Source organism: Streptomyces sp. NPDC055078 (genome assembly GCF_053607985.1).
On the sequence record NZ_JBSGUP010000712.1, the window covers coordinates 1 to 4,097 of the forward strand.

Genomic DNA, 4,097 nt, shown 5'->3' on the forward strand with positions numbered 1-4,097 from the left:
GCTTGGAGGACTCCAGATAGACGGGCAGGCCCGCCGCGTCGGCCTTGGCCAGCCCCGAGCGCAGCAGCGCGGCCCCGTGCCCCTGACCCTGGGCGGCCGGGTCGGCGCCGATCACCGCCAGATACCAGTGGGGTTCCTTGGGCGGCTGCTCGGCCGCCGCCTTGACGGCGTCGCGGAACAGCCCGGCCCGGTCGCCGAGGATGTCCTGGAGTTCCTGGACCGTCTCCGCGTCGGGAACGGCCTTCTCCTGCCCTTCCGGCGGCACCCAGAACGCAGCCGCCGCATCGGTGCGCTCGCACACACCGTGGAGGCCGTACTGCCGGGTGAAGAGTGTCGTGAAGTAACGGGCGAGACCGGCGTCGCGCGAGGCGTCGTCGGGGAAGAACCAGCGCATCATCGGATCGTCGTCGAAGGCGAGGGCCAGGGTACGGCTGATCGACTGAGCATCGTCGATCATTGCCATCTTCGGGGTGTTCGATATCGGCATAAGTGTCATTCTGCACCCCTGGTGATCGCCGGTGATCAGCGGGCCGCCCGCTCACACCGCCGAACTCGGCGTGCGAGGCGTACGAGGCATACGAGGCATACGAGACGGGGCACGCCCGGCGGCCGGCGGCCCGAGGAGCCCGAGGAGCCCGAGGAGCCCGAGGAGCCCGGCCGACGGGACCGGGGGTCACCGCCCCCCGTCCAGACCGTCAGACCGCCCCTGATGCGAAGAGAGCGAGCGCTCGCTTAGGATTGAGGCTCGCATCACACCCCCTACACCGTGACCCCGCCCCTACCTCGGGGTAACTTCCACCCAGTCCGCCTCGTCCCAACTCGTCCCACCTCTGGAGCCCGTGATGCCCGAAGCCGTCATCGTTTCCGCCGCCCGCTCCCCCATCGGCCGTGCCTTCAAGGGCTCCCTCAAAGATCTCCGCGCGGACGATCTGACCGCCACGATCATCGAGGCGGCCCTCGCCAAGGTCCCCGGGCTCGACCCGAAGGACATCGACGATCTGATGCTCGGCTGCGGTCTCCCCGGGGGCGAGCAGGGGCACAACCTCGGCCGGATCGTGGCCGTACAGATGGGGATGGACCATCTCCCCGGCTGTACCGTCACCCGGTACTGCTCGTCGTCGCTCCAGACGTCCCGGATGGCGATGCACGCCATCAAGGCCGGTGAGGGCGATGTCTTCATCTCGGCGGGCGTCGAGATGGTCTCCCGCTTCGCCAACGGCTCGTCGGACGGCCAGCCCGGCACCCAGAACCCGGTGTTCGCCGAGGCCCAGGCGCGTACCGCGCAGGTCGCCGAGGGCGGGGTCGACTCCTGGCACGACCCCCGCGAGGACGGACTCCTCCCGGACGCCTACATCGCCATGGGGCAGACCGCCGAGAACCTGGCCCGCCTCAAGGGCGTGACCCGCCGGGACATGGACGAGTTCGGCGTACGGTCGCAGAACCTCGCCGAGGCGGCCATCGACAAGGGCTTCTGGGAGCGGGAGATCACCCCCGTCACCACCCCGGACGGCACGGTCGTCAGCAAGGACGACGGGCCGCGCGCGGGGGTGACCCTGGAGGGTGTCGAGGGGCTGAAGCCGGTGTTCCGGCCCGATGGACTGGTCACCGCGGGCAACTGCTGCGCGCTCAACGACGGTGCCGCCGCCCTCGTGATCATGAGCGACACCAAGGCCCGTGAGCTGGGGCTCACCCCGCTCGCCCGGATCGTCTCCACGGGCGTCTCCGGCCTCTCCCCGGAGATCATGGGGTACGGGCCGGTCGAGGCGTCCCAGCAGGCGCTGTCCCGCGCCGGACTGACCATCGGCGATATCGACCTGGTCGAGATCAACGAGGCGTTCGCCGCTCAGGTCATCCCCTCTTACCGGGACCTGGGCATCGACATCGACAAGCTGAACGTCAACGGCGGCGCGATCGCGGTGGGCCACCCGTACGGCATGACCGGCGCGCGGATCACCGGCACCCTGATCAACAGCCTTCAGTTCCACGACAAGCAGTTCGCGCTGGAGACGATGTGCGTGGGCGGCGGCCAGGGCATGGCGATGGTGCTGGAGCGGCTGAGCTGATCCCCGAGGGGGCAGGGGGCGGCCGACAGGCAGACGGGGCGGCAGGCGGACGGCCCGGCCGACCCGGCCATCGGCCATCGGCCACCGGCCATCGGCTGCCGGCCGCCAGCCGCCGGCCGCCCGCCGCCAAGGCCGGGTTTCCGGGTCGTGACCGAATCTCCCCCAGGATGTGACCTATCTCCTGGGGGAGATTCGTCCCCCAGGTCAAACCCGTCCCCCGGTAAACAGCGGGCCAAAAGTCCTGTCCAATTCGTGACGTAATGCACTGACAGGAGGAGCGGGCTCATCGCAAGCTGAGGTAGGAAGTCGGGGGTGTCGACGAAATCGGGAGTATGTCAGTGAGCGCTATGTCTCTTGCCCTGCTGCTGACCACGGCCGCCGCCACGGTGGTGGGTGCCGCCGCCCTGCACGCCGCCCATGGGCTCCGTCAGCAGGTCGCGGCCCTTCGTACCGAACTGTCGGCCGCGACCGCCGACGCCGCCCTCACCGTGACCACGGTGACCACCACCGGCACGGGCGAGGCTCCCGTCGCCTCGGTGCCCCAGGCCCGCACCACCCCCGCCGCCGAGATCCGCGCCGCCGTCGCCGAGGCCCTCGCCGAGGAGCGGGAGCGCGAGCTGGCCGAGGCGCGGGCCTTCTGGGCCGCGCAGGAGACCCGGGACGCCGCCGACGCGACCGCCCGGCTCGGCGGGGATGCCCCCGCCCCGATGGCCGGCGGCGCGGGCTCGCCCGCCGACGAGCTGCCGTTCTACGTGCCGCGCCAGGCCGACTTCGTGGGGCTTGAGTCGATGGATCTGGACGCGATCGAGGCGTTCGACGACCTCGACAGCGACGCGGACCCGAACCACGGCACGGACCTGGCCGATCTGCCCGGGGCGACCGGGTTCACCGAGGACTCCCCCGAACTGGCCGCGGCCCGCCGCCGGCACCCCTCGCACCCCGACTTCGTCCCGGTGCAGACACCCGTGGTCACGGATCACGAGCGCACCGTGTCCCGGCTGGCGGAGCTGGCGGGCGCCCGGACGGAACTCACCGACGTACGCCCGGGTCCGCTCGGCACGCTCGATGTCTATGTCTTCGCGGACGGTACGACGCTGTGCATGACCCCGGGCCACCGGGAGACCGCCGAGCGGCTGGCGGAGGCGCTGCGGGCCGGGGACGCCCCGGTGCTGCTGGGCGGCTCCGGCATCTCGGGGGCGTACGCACTGACGTTCGTCTGCGGCGAGGAGACGGTCTACATACTCGCGGACCGGGTCATAGCCTCACTCTGACCCGGCCCGGTCCACCCTCGGTCCACCCCCGGCCCACCCGGCCCGATCCACCCGGCCCGATCCAAACGAAAGACCCTAGGCGAAGGCCCGCTCCGCCGCCGCCCGGGTCAGTGCCACGGCCTCGGTCACCTCCGCCGCGCGGGGGGACGGGGCCGTTCTCACTGCCTCGGCCAGATCCGTCCCGGCCACCATCAGCTGATCGGCGACCGCGAACACCCCCGCGTCCGGCATCGTCCTCGGGGTCTCGCCGGGGGTTTCGATCCGCTGGGCACGCAGTGCCAACTCCCTGGCCAGCCCCAGCCCCTCGGCGGCGGCACCCCGCTGGAGCCTGCTCTGCGGGGCGGCCCGCAACCGGTCGGCGAAACGCTCCACCACGGCGGTCAGCTCAGTCGTATCAACCACAGTGCGACCCTATGCGCACCTTCTGGGCTGTTGCCAATACGCGAACGCTCAGGCACGGTGGCGGGAAGGAGCACACGCGCAACGCGTCCGGAGGCGCCGATGTCCCAAGTCTTCTCCGAAGAGACCCATCGAAATCTGCTCTCCCGAATCCCCCACTGCACCGGTCGTGAGATCTCCGACTGGCTCCGCGCCGTCGAGGATGGCCCGTCCCTCTTCCGTTTCGAGGAGAAGGTCAGCTGGCTCCGGAGCGAACACAATCTCACGTACGGCCACGCCAAAGCGATCATCCATGAGTACGACCTGAGGCGTGCCGCCCGCAAACTGCTCTAGCCCCCCCCGACAGCACAGCCGATATCTGGAC

5 protein-coding genes are annotated in these 4,097 nt (G+C 70.8%); 3 read left to right on the forward strand and 2 right to left on the reverse strand.

Going from position 1 to position 4,097, the window contains the following annotated elements:
• On the reverse strand, positions 1 to 496 hold a 496-nt coding region (locus ACWF94_RS35285), incomplete at its 3' end, for a GNAT family N-acetyltransferase (protein WP_453498225.1).
• A gap of 346 nt (positions 497 to 842) precedes the next feature.
• On the opposite strand from ACWF94_RS35285, the gene ACWF94_RS35290 reads away from it, so the two are divergent.
• Positions 843 to 2,063: an acetyl-CoA C-acetyltransferase gene (locus tag ACWF94_RS35290; RefSeq protein WP_453498227.1), complete on the forward strand. Its 1,221-nt coding sequence runs from the start codon at positions 843 to 845 to the stop codon at positions 2,061 to 2,063.
• A gap of 332 nt (positions 2,064 to 2,395) precedes the next feature.
• The gene (locus ACWF94_RS35295; protein WP_453498230.1) at positions 2,396 to 3,334 is read left to right on the forward strand and encodes a hypothetical protein; all 939 of its coding nucleotides are present in this window, start codon (positions 2,396 to 2,398) and stop codon (positions 3,332 to 3,334) included.
• Positions 3,335 to 3,409: 75 nt separating this feature from the next.
• On the opposite strand, the gene ACWF94_RS35300 is transcribed toward ACWF94_RS35295, so the two are convergent.
• Positions 3,410 to 3,736: a hypothetical protein gene (locus tag ACWF94_RS35300; protein WP_453498233.1), complete on the reverse strand. Its 327-nt coding sequence runs from the start codon at positions 3,734 to 3,736 to the stop codon at positions 3,410 to 3,412.
• Between the two features lie 99 nt (positions 3,737 to 3,835).
• Here ACWF94_RS35300 and ACWF94_RS35305 point away from each other — a divergent pair, with 99 nt between their 5' ends.
• The gene (locus tag ACWF94_RS35305; protein WP_453498236.1) at positions 3,836 to 4,066 is read left to right on the forward strand and encodes a DUF4287 domain-containing protein; all 231 of its coding nucleotides are present in this window, start codon (positions 3,836 to 3,838) and stop codon (positions 4,064 to 4,066) included.
• Positions 4,067 to 4,097 lie beyond the last annotated feature (31 nt).